This is a genomic window from Micromonospora lupini str. Lupac 08, assembly GCF_000297395.2.
Classification (GTDB): Bacteria; Actinomycetota; Actinomycetes; order Mycobacteriales; family Micromonosporaceae; genus Micromonospora; species Micromonospora lupini.
In genome coordinates this window covers 6459176-6475952 of the sequence record NZ_HF570108.1, presented here as the reverse complement: position 1 = coordinate 6475952, position 16777 = coordinate 6459176, and the positions used below count along the sequence as shown (strand labels likewise).

Here is a 16777-nt window from a genome sequence, read left to right as displayed (position 1 = left end):
TGCCTGCTGCTCCACCGTCACCGGGCAAGCGTAGACCGCGAGCAGACCGCGGTGGGGCGGCGGTTGGCGCTCGGTTGCGCACGCCACGCCGCCGGACGGCACCCGCTCGGGCGGGCCCGACCGGCCGGCGCAGCGGTCAGCGCACGGCGACGACGCCACCGCGATCTTCACCCGGCCGCAGTTCGACACACCGCCCGCACCCGCCGACGCCGGCTCGCGCGCGACGAACGGCGGTCAACCGGCCACCGCGTCCGCGCCGGCGACCGCGCCGGCCCGGCCGCCACTGCCCACCCGTACCCCGGGCAGTTCCGAGGGCACCGGAGCGCAGAGCGTGGGAAGCATGGACGGATTCGCCGGCGCCAACACCGGTGGTCGCGGTGCCTCGACGCCGAAGCCACCACCGTCGTACACCCCGCCGCCGGCCGCCCGGACGGCGCCGGCAGCGGCCCCCGCCCCGGCCGCCACCGCGAGCACGGCACCGCCGGCCACGGACCCGGACGCCTGGCGGACGGCGGCCGACGAGGGCTGGTCGCTGGCCAGCCGGGCCGCCGAGCCGGCCGCCGCCGGCACCACCCGCTCGGGTCTGCCCAAGCGGGTGCCGCAGGCACAGCTCGTGCCGGGTGGCATCGAACCGAAGGGTGGCCGGGACCGCAGCCGGCGGACCCCCGATGAAGTACGCGGCCTGTTGTCGGCCTACCACCGCGGCGTCCAGCGTGGTCGGACGGCCGGCACGGACCTGAACAGCACCTCGACCAAGGAGAGCCGATGAACAGGCCAGCTGCCATGCAGGACATGGGTTGGCTGCTCACCAACTTCGCCGACAGCGTGGCGGGCATCGCCCACGTGGTGGCGGTGTCCGCCGACGGGCTGCTGCTCGCGTCCTCCCGGGACCTGCCGGGGGACCGGGCGGACCAGCTCGCCGCGATCACCTCCGGCGTGGTGAGCCTGACCGAGGGCGCGGCCCGGATGTTCAGCGCGGGCGGGGTGTTGCAGACCGTCATCGAGATGGACAGCGGTTACCTCTTCCTCATGTCGATCAGCGACGGCTCGTCGATGGCCGTGCTGGCCGCGCGGAGCTGCGACGTGGGCCAGGTGGGCTACGAGATGGCACTGCTGGTGGAGCGGGTCGGCGCTGCGCTGGTGCCGCTGCCGAGGGACGCGGTGCGCTCGTAGCGCCGGAAGACCCGGCGCGCGGACCGTGCGCCGGAACAGGGATGGGAGGCGGTGTGGGCCGGCTCCGCTGGGGACGAGGAGGTGATCGGGGATGGACCAACGGCGCGCTGACCCGCGCGGCGCTCTGGTACGCCCGTACGCGGTCACCCGTGGTCGTACCGAGCCCCGGCAGGACATCGCCCTCGAGGCGGTCCTCACGGCCTCACCCACCCAGGTTGCCGAGTCCCGTTTCGCGGGGCACGACAAGCACCGCATCGCCACGGTCTGCGAGGGCCGTGCACAGTCGCTGGCGGAGATCGCCGCGTACACCCGGATGCCGCTGGGCGTCGCCCGGGTACTGGTCGCCGACATGGTGGCCGAGAGCCTGCTGACGTTACACACTGCTGCTCCCGCCGAGGGGTTCGAGGAGCGGATGGAACTGCTTGGAAGGGTGCTAAGTGGACTTCGCAGGCTATGACCCCGCTGGGGGGCGGCCGAGCCGGGGAATCGTCTCCGCGAAGATCGTTGTCGCGGGCGGCTTCGGCGTCGGTAAGACAACCCTCGTCGGCTCGATCTCCGAGATCACGCCGCTGACGACCGAGGCGGTGATGACCGCCGCGGGTGTCGGCATCGACGACCCGTCCAAGGTGCCGGGCAAGGAGACCACCACCGTCGCCATGGACTTCGGCCGGATCACCATGGCCCAGGACCTGATCCTGTACCTGTTCGGTACGCCGGGTCAGACCCGCTTCTGGTTCATGTGGGACGAGATCATCCGAGGTGCGGTGGGCGCGGCGGTCCTGGTGGACACCCGCCGGATCACCGACGCGTTCGCCCCGCTGGACTACTTCGAGAACCGCAACCTGCCGTACGTGGTGGCGCTGAACCGGTTCGACGGCGCTCCCCAGTACGAGCTGGAGGAGGTCCGCGAGGCGCTGGCCATCTCGCCGCAGGTGCCGCTGGTGATGACCGACGCCCGGCACCGCGACTCGGTCAAGCAGGTGCTGGTGACCGTGGTCGAGCACGCCATGCTCCGGCTGCAGGCCGAGCACGGTCGGGGCTTCCCCACGCCGGTCGGCTGAGCCGCCGCGTCGTGGCCGGCACGCCAGGGCCGGCCACGACGCGTCAGTCGACCCGGAGCCGGTAGCCGCGCTTGACCACGGTCTGCACCACGCGCGGCGCGCGCAGGCCGGCCCGCAGGCGCGCCACCGCCATCTCCACCGCGTGCTCGTCGGCGCCCCGGGGGAGGGTCCGCAGCAGCGCCGTGCGCGACAGCACGTGCCCGGGGGCCTGGGCCAGCGCCCGCAGCACCGCCATCGGGGCGGGAGCGAGCGGGCGTAGCTCGCCGTCGATCACCGCCGCGTGCCCGCGCAGGGTGAGCAGGTGCCCGGCGGCCTTGAACGTCACGGTACGGCGGGGCAGCTCGTCGACGATGGTCCGCACCAACGCGCCCAGCCGGGCCCGGCCGGGCGCGCTCACCGGCACCCCGTGGCGCAGCAACGGCTCGGCGGTCACCGCGCCGACGCAACTGGCCAGCACGTCGGTGCGGAGCGCGGACACCACCGCGTCGGTACGGTCCCCGGCGGCCCGCAGCAGCGCCTCGACCGCCGGCGCCGAGGTGAACGTGACCGCGTCCACCAGCCGGCCGGCGATCAGGTCGATCAGCCGGTGCAGCGGCGCCGGGTCGGTCGGCGGCGCCCAGCGGTAGACCGGCACCTCGATCACCGTGGCGCCGGCCGCCTCCAACGCGAGCGTGCACTCCGGCTGCCGCTCACCGTGCAACTGCATGGCGATCACCTGCCCGGCCACGCCGCGCCGACGCAGGTGATCGACCACCTCGTCGCAGCTCTCCGACGCCGGTGACCACTGGTCGTGCAGCCCGGCCGCACGGATCGCGCCGCGCGCCTTCGGGCCCCGGGCGACGACGTAGGAGCTGGCGAGCACCGAACGCAGTGGTTCGGCCAGCCCCCAGCCCTCGGCCGCCTCCAGCCACCCGCGCATCCCGATGCCTGTGTTGGCCATCAGGATGTCCGGTGGCTGGTCCAGGCAGGCGCGGGTCGCCTCGCGCAGTTCCGTGTCGTCGGACAGCGGCACGATCCGCAGCGCCGGGGCGAGCACCACGCGTGCGCCCCGGCGTTCGAGCAGCGCGGCCAACTCGTCGCGCCGCCGGTCGGCGGTCACCCCGATGGTGAAGCCGGCCAGTTCTTCCCGCATCAGCCCTCCCGTCGCAACCGCACTTCGACGATCCCGTCGTGGCAGCGCGTGTCGTGCCGTGCCACGGTCATCCCGGGCAGGTCGAGGCAGTCGCCGGTGCGCAGGTCGTACACCTGCTTGTGCAGCGGGGAGGCGACAGTCGGCACGCCGCCGCGGCTGCCCACGATGCCCCGCGACAGCACGTACGCCCCGGAGACCGGGTCGCGGTTGTCGATCGCGAACAGCCCGTCGACGGTGTGGAAGAGGGCGACCTGCACGCCGTCGACCAGGGCGGCGACGCCCCGGTTCGGCTCCAGCCGGTCGAGGGTGCAGACAGCGGTCCAGTCGAGCGTGGTCGTGTGGCTCATCGCCGTACCTCCGGAAGGCCGAGTGTGACGGGTTGCCGGCGGGCGTCGGCCGGCTCGGATCGGGTGGTCGTCAGGGTGCGTGCCGGCACCGGCTGGCCGCGTTCCACGGCGAAGGTGATCGACGGGTCGGGCACGTCGGGGGCGTTGACGAAGGAGGTGTAGCGGCGGAGCCGCTCCGGGTCGTCGAGCACGTCGCGCCACTCGTCGGAGTACGACGTCACGTGCCGGGCCATCGCCGCGTCCAGGTCGGCGCAGAGACCCAACGAGTCGTCCACGATCACCGCGCGCAGGTGGTCCAGGCCGCCGTCCATGGCCTCGATCCACCCGGCGGTGCGTTGCAGCCGGTCGGCGGTGCGGATGTAGTAGATCAGGAACCTGTCGATGAGCGTGACCAGCTCCTCGGTGGACAGGTCGGTGGCGAACAGGTCGGCGTGGCGGGGCCGGAAGCCACCGTTGCCGCCGACGTAGAGGTTCCAGCCGGTCTCGGTGGCGATGATGCCGAAGTCCTTGCTGCGGGCCTCGGCGCACTCCCGGGCGCAACCGGAGACCGCCGACTTGAGCTTGTGCGGTGCGCGCAGCCCGCGATAACGCAGCTCAAGCGCCACGGCCAGCCCCACCGAATCCTGCACCCCGTACCGGCACCAGGTCTCGCCGACGCAGGACTTCACCGTGCGCAGCGCCTTGCCGTACGCGTGGCCGGACTCGAAACCCGCGTCCACCAGGCGTCGCCAGATCTGCGGCAGCTGCTCCACCCGGGCCCCGAACAGGTCGATCCGCTGCCCACCGGTGATCTTCGTGTAGAGCTGGAAGTCCCGGGCGACCTCGCCGATGACGATCAGCTTCTCCGGGGTGATCTCGCCGCCGGGGATCCGGGGCACCACCGAGTAGCTGCCGTCGCGTTGCAGGTTGGCCAGGAAGTGGTCGTTGGTGTCCTGCAACGACGCCTGCTCGCCGTCGAGCACGTGCCCGCTGCCCAGCGACGCGAGGATCGACGCCACCACCGGCTTGCAGATGTCGCAGCCGCGCCCCCGACCGTGCTCGGCGATGAGCTGGGAGAACGTGCGGATGCCGCGGACGCGGACGATCTCGAACAGCTCCCGCCGGCTGACGTCGAAGTGCTCGCACAGCGCGGTGGACTGCGCCACGCCGGCCGCGTCCAGGAGCTGCTTGAGCATCGGCACGCAGGAGCCGCAGCTCGTGCCGGCGCGGGTGCACGCCTTCAACGCCGGCACGTCCGCGCAGCCGCCCGCGATGGCGTCGTCCACGTCGCCGCGGGTGACCGCGTTGCAGGAGCAGACCTGGGCGGTGGCGGGCAGCGTGCCGGCGTCCGCGCCGCCGCCCTCGGGGGCGAGCAGCGCCAGCGGAGCCGCCGGCAACGGGCCGCCCACACTGGCCCGCAACGTCGGGTACGCGCTGGCGTCACCCACCAGCACCCCGCCCAGCAGGGTGTGCGCGTCGTCGGAGAGGACCAGTTTCGCGTAGACCCGGGTGGCCGGGTCGGTGAACGTGACGTCCAGGCAGCCCTCGGTGGTGCCGTGCGCGTCGCCGAACGACGCCACGTCGACACCGAGCAGCTTCAGCTTGGTGGCGGTGTCCGCGCCCGGGAAGGTCGCCGCGCCGCCGACCAGCCGGTCGGCCACCACCTCTGCCGTCGCGTACCCGGGGGCGACCAGGCCGTGGCAGGTGCCGTCGACAGCCGCGCACTCGCCGACGGCCCAGACGTGCTCGTCGGCGGTGCGGCAGGTCTCGTCGACGAGCACCCCGCCGCGCGGACCCAGCGGCAGGCCGGCAGCCCGCGCCAGGTCGTCGCGGGGCCGGATGCCGGCGGCCACCACGACCAGCTCGGCGTCGACCATCCGGCCGTCGGACAACTCCAGGGCGGCGACCGCGCCGTCGGCCCCGGCGCGGATCGCGGTGGTGGCCACCCCGAGGTGGGTACGCACACCCAGCTCCTCGACGTAGCGGCGCAGCATCGCGCCGCCGGCCTGGTCCACCTGGACCGGCATCAGCCGGGGCGCGAACTCGATCACGTCGGTGCTCAGGCCGAGCAGGCGCAGGGCGTTCGCCGCCTCCAGCCCGAGCAACCCGCCGCCGATCACTGCGCCGACCCGCCGACCCTGCGCGTACGTCCGGATCGCGGCCAGGTCGTCAAGGGTCCGGTAGACGAAGACCCCGGGCAGCTCGGCGCCGGGCACCGGCGGCACGAACGGGTACGACCCGGTGGCCAGCACCAGCGCGTGGTAGGCGTACTCGCCCTTGGCGGTGGTCACCACCCGCCGTTCCCGGTCGATGCCGGTGGCCGGCTCACCGAGGCGCAGCCGCACACCGTCGTGCGGGGTGTGCACGTTGAGCTCCTCTTCGCTCACCCCGTCGAAGTACGCCGAGAGCCGCACCCGGTCGTACGCCGGACGACCCTCCTCGGCCAGCACTGTCACCCGCCAGCGGCCCTGCGGGTCGCGGGCGCGCAGCGCGTCGACGAACCGTTGCCCCACCATGCCGTTGCCGATGACGACCAGGTCCTGAACGCTCATCGCGTCACCTCCACAGATTCCGCTTCGGACAGCCAGTCGACGATGCCGCCGACCGCATCCCGACATCCGCCGCACCCGGTGCCGGCCCGGGTTCCCGCCACCACCGCGTCGACCGTCCGCGCGCCGGAGCGCCAGCAGCGCACAAGCGCTCCCTTGGTCACGGTGTTGCACTGGCAGACGACCGCCGCGTCCGGCATCAGCGCCGGTGACGCGCTGGGCGCCGCACCGGCCCCGCCGAGCGCCCGGCCCAGCAGCAGCGCCCGCCGGTCGGCCGGCACCGGGTGACCCCGGTCGAAGAGCTGGATCACCGTGCCGACCGCCGGGTTGTCGCCGAGCAGGATCGCGCCGATCAGCCGTTCGTCGTGGATCCGCAGGCGGGCGTACGTGCCCCGGGCCGGGTCGGCGAAGGTCAGCTCCTCACCCGGCCCGCCGCCCGCCGCGTCGCCCATCGCGGCCAGGTCGATCCCGGCCGCCTTGAGTCGCGTCACCACCGGCCGGGGTCGGTAGCGGGCCAGCGGGTCGGTGCCGGTGAGCACGTCGGCGAGCACCCGGGCCTGGGCCCAGGCGGGCGCTACCAGCCCGGTGAGCGCGCCGTCGTGCTCGGCGCAGTCGCCGATCGCCGAGATGCTCCGGTCGTTGGTGCGCAGCCGGTCGTCCACCACCACGCCGCGTCGCACGGTCAGCCCGGCGGCCTGCGCGAGGGCGGTGTCCGGGCGTACCCCGCAGGAGAGCACCAGCAGGTCGGCGTGCAGCGACCGGCCGTCGGCCAGGTCGAGGCGGACGCCTGTGTCGTCGGCGACGACTCCGGTCGCCGGCACCGCGAGCTGGATGGTGACGCCGAGCCCGGCGAGCGTCCCGGCGAGCACCGCGCTGGCCGCGGGATCGAGTTGCCGCTCCATCAGGTGCCCGGTGTGGTGCACCACTGTGGTGGCGAGCCCGCGGGTCGCCAGGCCCCGGGCGGCCTCCAGGCCGAGCAGCCCGCCGCCGAGCACGAGGGCGCTGCGCGCGCCGTCCGCCACGGCGAGGATCCGGCGGCAGTCGTCCAGGGTCCGGAAGGGCACGACCCGCCGCGGCAGGTCGGTCGGGTCGAGGCCGGGCAGCGGCGGCACCACCGCCCGCGCGCCGGTGGCCAGCACCAGGTGGTCGTAGGAGATCCGTTCGCCGTCGCCGGTGTGGACCTCGTGGGCCGACCGGTCCACAGCGGTCACCGGCACGCCGGGACGCATGTCGACGCCGTGCCCGGCGGCCTCGGTCAGCTCCACGTCCAGTTCGCCGATCCGGCCGGCCAGCAGCGTGGAGAGCATGATCCGGTTGTACGCGCGGTGCGGCTCCGCCCCGAGCACTGTGACCTTCCGGTCGCCCTCACGCGCGTGCAGCTCGGCCGCGAGCCGGGCACCGGCCATGCCGTTGCCGACGATCACCACTCGCGCCGTCATGCCTTCTCCACCCGGACCGCGCAGATCTTGAACTCGGGCATCCCGGAGATCGGGTCCACGGCGTCGTTGGTCACCGAGTTGGCCCGGCCGGCCCCGGGCCAGTGGAACGGCGCGAAGACCGTGTCCGGTCGGATCCCCGCGCTGAGGCGGGCCGGCGCGCGCAGCTCACCCCGGCGGGACGTGACCCGAACCGGGTCGCCGTCGTCGATGCCGAGCCGGGCCGCCAGATCGGGGTGCAGCTCGACGAACGCCTCGGGCGCGGCGCGGCGCAGCGCGGCCACCCGGCGGGTCTGCGTGCCGGACTGGTACTGGGCGAGCACCCGGCCGGTGGTGAAGTGCAGGGGATACGTGGCGCAGACCTCCTCGGCGGCGGGCCGGTGGTCCACGGCGTGGAACCGGGCCCGGCCGTCCGGGGTGCCGAACCGGTCGGCGAAGAGTCGTGGCGTGTCCGGCCCGTCCTCGCTGGGGCAGGGCCAGAAGACACCGTCGGCGTCGTCGATGCGGGCCCAGTCGATGCCCGCGTAGTCGGCGACCCCGCCGGCGGAGGCGCGGCGCAGCTCGGCGAACACGGTGGCCGGGTCGACCGGGAACCGCGCCGCCGCGACTGTGGCGGCCTCCTGGTCCGGGGCCAGCCGCGCCGCCAGGTCGGCGAGGATGGCCAGGTCGGTCCGGACGCCCGGCGGGGGTGGGCGTAGTGCCCGTCGACGCAGCACGCGGCCCTCCAGGTTGGTCATCGTCCCGTCCTCCTCGGCCCACTGCGCGGTGGGCAGCACCACGTCGGCAAGCGCCGCCGTCTCGGAGAGCAGCAGGTCGGCGACGACAAGCAGGTCGAGATCGCGCAGCCGGCCCTCGATCCGGGCCGCCCGGGGAGCGGAGACCACCGGGTTCGAGCCGAAAACCAGCAGCGCCCGGGGGCCGTCCGCGGTGCCGAGCGAGTCGAGCAGCTGGTAGGCCGGCACGCCGGGCCCGGGCAGGTCGTCGGCCGGCACGCCCCACACACCGGCGACGTGCTCCCGGGCCGCCGGGTCGTCGATCTTGCGGTAGCCGGGGAGCTGGTCGGCCTTCTGCCCGTGCTCCCGCCCGCCCTGGCCGTTGCCCTGGCCGGTGAGGCAGCCGTACCCCGAGCCCTCGCGGCCGGGCAGGCCGAGGGCGAGAGCGAGATTGACGTACGCGCTGACGGTGTCGACGCCCTTGGCGTGCTGCTCGGCGCCGCGCGCGGTCAGGATGATCACGCGGCCGCCGGTGCCCAGCGCACGGGCGGTCGCCTCCAGGTCGGCCACCGGCACGCCGGAGAGCTGTTCCGCGCGGGCCGGCCACCAGGCGGCGACGCTGCGGCGGACCGCGTCGAAGCCGTTGGTCCGCTCGGCCACGTACGCCTGGTCGACCCAGCCCTCGGTGAGCGCGATGTGCAGCAGCGCGTTGGCCACCGCGAGATCGGTGCCGGGCAGCGGTTGCAGGTGCAGGTCGGCCTGGCGGGCGGTGGCGGTGACGCGGGGGTCGACGACGATGAGCTGGCCGCCGCCGCGGCGCTGTTCGGTGAGCCACCGCACCAGCGGCGGCATGGTCTCCGCCGGGTTGGCGCCGACAAGCAGCAGGGTGTCGGCCCGACCGAGGTCGGACAGCGGAAACGGCAGCCCTCGGTCGACGCCGAAGGCGCGCAGTCCGGCGGCGGCCGCCGAGGACATGCAGAACCGTCCGTTGTAGTCGATGTTGCGGGTGCGCAGCGCGACCCGGGCGAACTTCCCCAGCGCGTACGCCTTCTCGTTGGTCAGCCCGCCGCCGCCGAAGACGGCGACCGCATCCCGACCGGAGCTGTCCTGGATGGCCCGCAGACCGCTGGCGACCCGGTCCAGCGCGGCGTCCCAGGTCGCGGGGCGCAGCTCGCCGGTGACCGGGTCGCGCAGCAGCGGCGTGGTCAGCCGGTCCGGGTGGTCGAGCAGCTCGGCGGACGTCCAGCCCTTCTGGCAGAGCCCGCCCCGGTTGGTGGGGAACTGGCGGGGGAGCACGCTCACCCCGGCGTCGTCCTCGCGCAGCGTCATCCCGCACTGGAGGGCGCAGTACGGGCAGTGCGTCGCCACCTCCCGGGGGGTTCGCCCCGGTCGAGTTGCCGGCCGTGCACCGTCTGTCATGTCCAGAAAGCGTGCCGCCGGGCGGTTTCCGGTCCGGGTCCCTTCTGTTTCGGTCCTGTCAAGTGGGGCTCACACCGCACAGGGGCAACGCGAAGAACGGCTGGTCGCCAACAGTCGCCCCGAGACGGCCGGCAGGTGGAAGGCGACTTCGCCCCGCGCTGCTTATAATGTGGGAAAATCGTCTCAAATTCTGGGAGATTCCGATGAGCGTGACGGACGTCTTCGACGCGGTGGCCGGCACCTACGACGAGGCACGTCGGCGACTGATTCCGTGCTTCGACGCCTTCTACGGCGCGGCGGTCGACGTGGCGGCGCCTCCACTGCGCGCCGCGCTGGCCGCCGGTCGTACGCCGGAGGTGTTGGACCTGGGCGCGGGCACCGGCCTGCTCTCGCTGCTGCTCGCCGCGGCGGTGCCCGGGGTCCGGCTGACCCTGGTGGACGGGGCGTCGGCCATGCTCGCCCGCGCCACCGAGCAGTTGCGCGACCGCGGCGTGCCGCACCGGACCGTCCGCGCCGACCTGTCCGACGAGCTGCCGCCCGGCCGGTACGACGCGGTGGTAAGCGCGCTGGCGATCCACCACCTGGACGACGACGGCAAGCGGGCGCTCTACCGACGGGCCGCCGCCGCGCTGGCACCGGGTGGCGTGTTCGTCAACGCGGAGCAGGTGGCCGGGCCGACGCCGGCCCTGGACCGGCGCTACGACGAGGTGTGGCTGGCGCGGATCACCGAGCTGGGCGCATCCACCGACGAGATCGCGGCGTCCCGGGAGCGGATGCGGCACGACCGGCCGGCGACCGTCGCCGACCAGTGCCGGTGGCTCGCCGAGGCCGGCCTGGTCGACGTCGACTGCTACGTCAAGGAGTGGCGCTTCGCCGTGTTCGGCGGCCGGGCCCGGTGACGGTATGTGCGTTTCGACGTCCGGGGACCAGCCGGCCGGCGCGTAGATGACTGACGGTCATACCACTGGGTAGTCTCAGCGGCATGACTGCCAAGGTGACGCTGTCGTTCACGGACGAGACGATCGAGGACGCCCGACGCTTCGCCAAGCGCGAGGGGCTGTCCCTCTCGGCGTGGATGGACCAGGCCGCCCGGGAGAAGGCACTGCGTGAGGTCTTCACCGCGCACGCCGCCGCCGTGGGCCGCGCCGGCCTCGACCTGGAGTCCGCCGCCCTCGCCGACGCCCGCGAGGTGGGCATGGTCAACGACCTCTTCTCCGGCGGACGGCCGCGTGCTGCGTAGGGGCGAGGTCTGGCGCATCGAGGGCGCCCGGGAACGCCTCGGGCTCGTGATCAGCTCGGACGTCTACAACTCCACCGACGTGCCCATCGTGATCGTGGTCGAGGTGGTGGAGGAGTCGCTGCTGCGCGACTCGCCCCTCGCCGTGTCGATGGGCCGGTACGTGGTGATGCCCGACCGGATCTCCGCACCGATGAAGAAGTGGTTCAGCGAGTGCGTGGACGTCGCCGACACCGAGACCATGCTCCGGGTCGGTCGCGCCCTGCGCATCCTCCAGGAGCTCTGAGCCTCCGGCAGCAGCTCTGAGCCTGCGGACCTCACCATCGCCGCCGGCCCGTGGTGCGGTAGCCGTTTCCGGGCCGACCCGTGACGGGCACTGCCAGGTAACCCCGCCTTCCTAGCGTTTCCCCTCGTCGCATCGACGAGGAGGAGCCGCCGTGAGCACGCTCACCAGCACCGCAGTCACCACCGCGCCACCCGCCGTCGCCGGGCGTCGACGCCCGCTGGAGGACTGGCGGCCCGAGGACCCCGACTTCTGGCGTACGACAGGCGCGCCCATCGCCCGCCGCAACCTCTGGGTGTCGATCTTCGCCGAGCACGTCGGCTTCTCCGTGTGGAGTCTCTGGTCGGTGACGGTGCTCTTCCTCGGCCCGGCGTACGGCATCGACCCGGCCGGGAAGTTCCTGCTCACCGCCGTGCCGGCCGCGCTGGGGGCGGTGCTGAGGCTGCCGTACACCCTGGCGGTGGCCCGCTTCGGCGGTCGGCGCTGGACGACGATCAGCGCACTGTTGCTGCTGGTCCCGACGGTGCCGATGACGATCCTGCTGGAACCCGGGGTGTCCTACTCCACACTTATGGTGCTGGCCTGCCTCACCGGCGTCGGCGGCGGCAACTTCGCCTCGTCGATGGCGAACATCAACCTGTTCTTCCCGTCCCGGCTCAAGGGGCGGGCCCTCGGGCTCAACGCCGGTGGCGGCAACCTCGGCGTACCCGCGGTGCAGCTGGTCGGGCTGGCGGTGCTCGCCACCGCCGGCGCCGCGTACCCCCGGTTGGTGCCCGCGGTGTACCTGCCGCTGATCGTGCTGGCCGCGCTGGCGGCGACCCGCTGGCTGGACACCGTGCCCGGCGCGCGCAACGAGCCCGGGGCGCTGCGCGAGGCCGCCCGGGACCCGCACACCTGGGTCATGTCGCTGCTCTATATCGGCACCTTCGGCTCGTTCATCGGGTTCGGCTTCGCGTTCGGGCAGGTCCTCCAGCTCCAGTTCGCCGAGCGGTTCCCCACCCCCGTCGACGCCGCCTGGCTGACCTTCCTCGGGCCGCTTGTGGGCTCGCTGATCCGGCCGTTGGGCGGCCACCTCGCCGACCGGCTCGGCGGGGCCCGGGTGACCTTCTGGAACTTCGTGGCGATGGCGATCGGCGCCGGCACGGTGCTGTACGCCGCCCGTGAGCGCTCGTTCGGGCTCTACCTGGCCGGGTTCATCGCCCTCTTCGTCTTCTCCGGCGTCGGCAACGGCTCCACGTACAAGATGATCCCGGCGATCTTCCGGGCCCGGGCGGCGGACGCCGTGGCCGCCGGAACCCGCGACCCGGAGGCCGCCGCACGGTGGGCGCGGAGGATGACCGGCGCGTTGATCGGCATCGCCGGCGCGATCGGCGCCTCCGGCGGGGTGCTCGTCAACATCGCCTTCCGCCAGTCGTTCCTCGGCTCCGGCAACGCCGATGCCGCCTACCTGGCGTTCATCGGCTGGTACGCGCTGTGCTTCGCGGTGACCTGGATCGTCTACCGGCGGCCGGGGTCGCACCGGCTCGCCGGGGTATGATCCGGGTCACGGCCGGCGCGTCGTCGCGCGGCACCCCACCCCCGTTTTGACCTGCCGATGGGGCGCCGGGTATCGTTGCCTGCTGTTGTACGACATCCAGAGGCGTGCCCTATCAGGTACGCTTGGTCGTTCGTGCGCGCTGGTCCGGCCTGCTAGATCTGGTCACCTCGGCGCGCGACCCCAGACCGACGACGAGACAAGGTAGACCTGTGCGTACGTACAGCCCGAAGCCGGGTGAGATCGAGCGTCAGTGGCACGTCATCGACGCCTCTGATGTCGTGCTGGGCCGCCTGGCCACCCACGCCGCCACGTTGCTGCGTGGTAAGCACAAGCCGACTTTCGCGCCGCACGTCGACACGGGCGACTTCGTCGTCATCGTGAACGCGGGCAAGGTTGCGCTGACCGGCAACAAGCGCCAGACCAAGGTCGCTTACCGCCACTCCGGTTACCCGGGTGGTCTGAAGCAGGTCGGCTACGACGAGCTGCTGACCAAGCGCCCCGAGCGGGCCATCGAGCTGGCTGTGAAGGGGATGCTCCCGCACAACAAGCTCGGCCGTCAGCTGATCAAGAAGCTGAAGGTCTACGCCGGTGCCGAGCACCCGCACCTCGCGCAGCAGCCGGTGCCGTTCGAGATCAAGCAGATCGCGCAGTGAGCGCGGGCGAAGGAAGCAGCATGACCGACATCATCGAGACCGAGGTCGCCCCGGAAGCCACGGAGGCCCCCGAGGTCACCGAGGCGCCGGCGCCCGTTGCCCGCGCGCCTCGTGGTGACCGGCCGATCCAGACCGTGGGCCGCCGCAAGGAGGCCATCGTCCGGGTTCGCCTCGTCCCGGGCACCGGCAAGATCACCTGCAACGGCCAGGACCTTGAGGCGTACTTCCCGAGCAAGGTGCACCAGCAGCTCATCAAGGACCCGCTGGTCACCGCCGAGAAGCTCGAGCAGTTCGACGTCATCGCCAACCTGCGTGGCGGCGGCACCACCGGCCAGGCCGGTGCGCTCCGTCTCGGCATCGCCCGCGCGCTGATCATCAACGAGCCGGACGACCGCCCGGCCCTCAAGAAGGCCGGCTTCCTCACCCGTGACGCCCGGGTCAAGGAGAGCAAGAAGTACGGCCTCAAGAAGGCCCGTAAGGCTCCCCAGTACTCGAAGCGCTGATCTTTCCCAGCGCGTTGTACTTCTGACGGACGGCCGGTCCGCCTCCCCTCGACCGGGGAGGTGGGCCGGCCGTTCCGCTTTCTCCTTCTCGGTAGTGCTCATCGGAGGTTGGCGGGTATGGGTCGGTTGTTCGGCACGGACGGCGTACGCGGGCGGGCGAACGCGGATCTCACGCCCGAGTTGGCGCTCGCACTCGCCGTGGCCGCCGCGCACACGCTCGCCGAGACGGACCGCAGCCACCCGCCGCTGGCCGTCGTGGGCCGGGACACCCGGGCCAGCGGCGAGATGCTTGAGGCCGCCGTCGTGGCCGGGCTGACCAGCGCCGGCGCCAACGTCGTACGCGTCGGCGTGCTGCCCACCCCTGCCGTGGCGTTTCTCACCGCCGAGGCGAAGGCCGACCTCGGGGTGATGCTCTCCGCGTCGCACAACCCGATGCCGGACAACGGCATCAAGCTCTTCGCCGCAGGCGGGCACAAGCTGCCCGACGAGATCGAGATGCGGATCGAGGCGGCCGTCGAGACGAACGCCACCACCGCCTGGGATCGGCCCGTCGGCGCCGGCGTCGGGCGGGTGCACGACCTGCTCGACGGCGCGGACCACTACGTCCAGCACCTCGTCGGCACCGTGCCGCACCGGCTCGAAGGGATCAAGGTCGTCGTCGACTGCGCCAACGGCGCCGCCGCCGAGGTCGCCCCCGTCGCGTACCGGGAGGCCGGGGCCGAGGTCATCGCGATCCACGCCGAGCCCGACGGGCTCAACATCAACGACGACTGCGGCTCCAACCACATCGAGGCGCTGCGCGAGGCCGTCGTCGAGCACGGCGCCCACCTGGGCATCGCCCACGACGGTGACGCGGACCGCTGCCTGGCGGTCACCGCCGACGGCGACGAGGTCGACGGCGACCAGCTGATGGCGATCATCGCGCTGGCCATGCGGGAGGCCGGCACGCTCACCCAGGACACCCTGGTGGCCACCGTGATGAGCAACCTCGGCCTGCGGCTGGCGATGTCCGCGCAGGGCATCCGGCTGATCGAGACCAAGGTCGGCGACCGGTACGTGCTTGAGGAGCTGCGCGCCTCCGGGCTGGCGCTCGGCGGCGAGCAGAGCGGCCACATCGTCATGCCCGCGCACGCCACCACCGGCGACGGGGTCCTCACCGGCCTGCACCTGATGGCCCGGATGGCCGCGACCGGCAAATCCCTGGCCGAGCTGGCCTCCGTCGTCACCAAGCTGCCGCAGGTGCTGATCAACGTCCCCGTCGGTGACCGTACCGTCGGCGCCGCCGCGCCGGCCGTCCGTGCCGAGGTCGAGCGGGCCGAGGCGGAGCTGGGCGAGACCGGGCGGGTGCTGCTGCGCCCGTCGGGCACCGAACCGCTCGTCCGGGTGATGGTCGAGGCCGCCACCGAGGCGACGGCCCGCGAGGTCGCCGAGCGGATCGCCGCCCTCGTCCGCACCGCCAGCCCCGCCGCGTCGTAGCCGAGCCGGCCGGGGCTCTCGCCCGGCGCGTCAGCGGGTCAGGGCGCGCAACCGGGTGACCGCCTCGGTCAGCACCTCCGGGCGCTTGCAGAACGCGAACCGGACCAGTCGTCGGCCGGCCTCGGCGTCGTCGTAGAAGACCTGGGTCGGCACGGCCACCACGCCACAGCGCTCCGGCAGGGAACGGCAGAACTCCACCCCGTCGGAGCCGCCGAGGGCGGTGATGTCGGCGGTAACGAAGTACGTCCCCTCCGAGTCGAGCACCTCGAACCCGGCGTCGGTCAGACCACCGACGAGCTGGTCACGTCGCTGCTGGAGACTGTCCCGGAAGCCGGTGTAGTAGGCGTCGGGCAGGGCCAGCGCCACGGCCACCGCCGGTTGCAGTGGCGCGGCGTTGACGTAGGTGAGGAACTGCTTCACCCGCAGCATCGCCGACACCAGCGCCGCCGGGCCGCTCGCCCAGCCGACCTTCCAACCGGTGCACGAAAACGTCTTGCCGGCCGACGAGATGCGCAGCGTCCGCTCCCGCATCCCGGGCAGCGCCGCCAGCGACACGTGCGGGCTGGACGCGTCGGTGAACACCAGGTGCTCGTACACCTCGTCGGTGACCGCGTACGTGCCGTACTCCTGGCACAGCTCGGCCACCAGCGCCAGCTCGGCCGGCGTGAACACCTTGCCGGTCGGATTGTGCGGCGAGTTGAGCAGCACCAGCCGGGTGCGCGGCCCGAACGCCGCCCGCAGCGCCGCCGGATCGAAGGCGTACCGGCCGTTCGCGGCGGGACGCAGCGTGACCGGCCGCCGGACCGCGCCGGCCAACGCGATCGAGGCGGCGTACGAGTCGTAGTACGGCTCGAAGCAGACCACCTCGTCGCCCGGCTCGCACAGCGCGAGGATGCTGGCCGCCACCGCCTCGGTCGCGCCGGCCGTGATGACGATCTCGCCGTCCGGGTCGTACGCCAGGTCGTGGAACCGCCGCTGGTGGGCCGCGACGGCCGCGCGCAGGGCGGGTATCCCCGGGCCGGGCGGGTACTGGTTCTGCCCGCCGCGCAGCGCCTCGGCGGCGGCGGCCAGCATCTCCGGCGGGCCGTCCGTGTCCGGAAAGCCCTGCCCGAGGTTGACGGCCCCGGTCCGTACGGCGAGGGCGGACATCTCGGCGAAGATCGTCGTGCCGAACGGCCGCATCCGGGCCACCAGCGGGTCGACATCGGTGCTCGTCGTCACAGGCGCCAGCCTACGGCCGGGCGGTAGGTCTGCCCACTTGCGGTCCGCCACTACGTTA

16 protein-coding genes and 1 pseudogene are annotated in these 16777 nt (G+C 73.2%); 11 read left to right on the top strand and 6 right to left on the bottom strand.

The features are described from left to right. From MILUP08_RS30685 to MILUP08_RS30670, 4 genes and pseudogenes are all read left to right on the top strand, one after another. Positions 1-769: pseudogene (locus MILUP08_RS30685) on the top strand (hypothetical protein); the annotation flags it as partial. Beyond that, the gene (locus tag MILUP08_RS30680; protein WP_007465177.1) at positions 766-1173 is read left to right on the top strand and encodes a roadblock/LC7 domain-containing protein; all 408 of its coding nucleotides are present in this window, start codon (positions 766-768) and stop codon (positions 1171-1173) included. The pseudogene MILUP08_RS30685 and the gene MILUP08_RS30680, both read left to right, overlap by 4 nt. Before the next feature lie 91 nt (positions 1174-1264). Next, on the top strand, positions 1265-1630 hold the full coding sequence (locus tag MILUP08_RS30675) for a DUF742 domain-containing protein (RefSeq protein WP_007465174.1): 366 nt from the start codon (positions 1265-1267) through the stop codon (positions 1628-1630). Next, the gene (locus MILUP08_RS30670) at positions 1611-2234 is read left to right on the top strand and encodes a GTP-binding protein (RefSeq protein ID WP_007465172.1); all 624 of its coding nucleotides are present in this window, start codon (positions 1611-1613) and stop codon (positions 2232-2234) included. Before MILUP08_RS30675 ends, MILUP08_RS30670 begins: the two co-directional genes overlap by 20 nt. Before the next feature lie 43 nt (positions 2235-2277). Here MILUP08_RS30670 and MILUP08_RS30665 read toward each other — a convergent pair whose 3' ends face one another. From MILUP08_RS30665 to MILUP08_RS30645, 5 genes are read right to left on the bottom strand one after another with little or no spacing between them, the layout of a single operon-like run. After that, entirely contained in the window at positions 2278-3366 is a 1089-nt protein-coding gene (locus MILUP08_RS30665; protein WP_007465171.1) for a uroporphyrinogen-III synthase, read from the bottom strand. Further along, positions 3366-3713 carry a nitrite reductase small subunit NirD gene (gene nirD, locus MILUP08_RS30660; protein WP_007465170.1) on the bottom strand — a complete coding sequence of 116 codons (348 nt, stop codon included), beginning with the start codon at positions 3711-3713 and terminating at the stop codon, positions 3366-3368. The genes MILUP08_RS30665 and nirD overlap by 1 nt, the downstream gene beginning before the upstream one ends. Continuing rightward, entirely contained in the window at positions 3710-6244 is a 2535-nt protein-coding gene (nirB, locus tag MILUP08_RS30655; protein ID WP_007465169.1) for a nitrite reductase large subunit NirB, read from the bottom strand. The genes nirD and nirB overlap by 4 nt, the downstream gene beginning before the upstream one ends. Continuing rightward, entirely contained in the window at positions 6241-7680 is a 1440-nt protein-coding gene (locus MILUP08_RS30650; RefSeq protein ID WP_007465168.1) for an FAD-dependent oxidoreductase, read from the bottom strand. Before MILUP08_RS30650 ends, nirB begins: the two co-directional genes overlap by 4 nt. After that, positions 7677-9809 (bottom strand): molybdopterin oxidoreductase family protein, encoded by a 2133-nt coding sequence (locus MILUP08_RS30645; protein ID WP_051065845.1) that lies wholly within the window; start codon positions 9807-9809, stop codon positions 7677-7679. The genes MILUP08_RS30650 and MILUP08_RS30645 overlap by 4 nt, the downstream gene beginning before the upstream one ends. Positions 9810-10012: 203 nt before the next feature. Between MILUP08_RS30645 and MILUP08_RS30640 the strand changes: the two genes are divergently transcribed. The 7 genes from MILUP08_RS30640 (at position 10013) to glmM (ending at position 15498) form a co-directional block, all read left to right on the top strand. Beyond that, positions 10013-10708, top strand: coding sequence for a class I SAM-dependent methyltransferase (locus tag MILUP08_RS30640; RefSeq protein ID WP_007465165.1), 696 nt, complete (start codon positions 10013-10015; stop codon positions 10706-10708). A gap of 83 nt (positions 10709-10791) precedes the next feature. Further along, positions 10792-11049 carry a DUF6364 family protein gene (locus MILUP08_RS30635; protein WP_007465163.1) on the top strand — a complete coding sequence of 86 codons (258 nt, stop codon included), beginning with the start codon at positions 10792-10794 and terminating at the stop codon, positions 11047-11049. Continuing rightward, complete coding sequence (locus MILUP08_RS30630) at positions 11039-11332, top strand: hypothetical protein (protein WP_007465162.1); 294 nt, start codon at positions 11039-11041, stop codon at positions 11330-11332. The genes MILUP08_RS30635 and MILUP08_RS30630 overlap by 11 nt, the downstream gene beginning before the upstream one ends. Before the next feature lie 151 nt (positions 11333-11483). Beyond that, positions 11484-12866, top strand: a complete 1383-nt coding sequence (locus MILUP08_RS30625; protein ID WP_007465159.1) for a nitrate/nitrite transporter — start codon at positions 11484-11486, stop codon at positions 12864-12866. 209 nt (positions 12867-13075) lie between these two features. Continuing rightward, positions 13076-13519: a 50S ribosomal protein L13 gene (gene rplM, locus MILUP08_RS30620; RefSeq protein WP_007465158.1), complete on the top strand. Its 444-nt coding sequence runs from the start codon at positions 13076-13078 to the stop codon at positions 13517-13519. A gap of 20 nt (positions 13520-13539) precedes the next feature. After that, entirely contained in the window at positions 13540-14022 is a 483-nt protein-coding gene (gene rpsI, locus MILUP08_RS30615; protein ID WP_007465157.1) for a 30S ribosomal protein S9, read from the top strand. Between the two features lie 117 nt (positions 14023-14139). Beyond that, entirely contained in the window at positions 14140-15498 is a 1359-nt protein-coding gene (gene glmM, locus MILUP08_RS30610; RefSeq protein WP_007465156.1) for a phosphoglucosamine mutase, read from the top strand. 30 nt (positions 15499-15528) lie between these two features. Here the strand turns inward: glmM and MILUP08_RS30605 are convergent, their stop codons facing one another. Then, the gene (locus tag MILUP08_RS30605) at positions 15529-16719 is read right to left on the bottom strand and encodes a pyridoxal phosphate-dependent aminotransferase (RefSeq protein WP_007465155.1); all 1191 of its coding nucleotides are present in this window, start codon (positions 16717-16719) and stop codon (positions 15529-15531) included. Positions 16720-16777 lie beyond the last annotated feature (58 nt).